The following is a 236-nucleotide window of genomic DNA, read 5'->3' on the forward strand; positions in this document are numbered from 1 at the left end:
CCAGTTCGCTCTCGGCGGCCTCCGCACGAGCCTCCGAGGCCGCGAGCGCGGCGCGCAATCTGGCGATCTCGGAAGCGGCATCTGACATGGGTGAGACCTACCATGCGGCCATCGGAAAGCCCATGCAAATAAGGCTTAAGAAGCCGATTTATCCCGCCTTTGCAGGGCGTTGGGTCCAGCGCGGATTGCGCCAGTCGATCCCCTCCAGGAGATAACCGAGCTGGGCTGCGGATATC

At 63.1% G+C, this 236-nt stretch carries 1 protein-coding gene; it reads left to right on the plus strand.

Going from position 1 to position 236, the window contains the following annotated elements:
• On the plus strand, positions 1 to 215 hold a 215-nt coding region (locus GQE99_RS21645; protein WP_235917312.1), incomplete at its 5' end, for a hypothetical protein.
• Between the last annotated feature and the right edge of the window lie 21 nt (positions 216 to 236).

This window comes from Maritimibacter harenae (assembly GCF_009882975.1).
Lineage (GTDB): Bacteria > Pseudomonadota > Alphaproteobacteria > Rhodobacterales > Rhodobacteraceae > Maritimibacter > Maritimibacter harenae.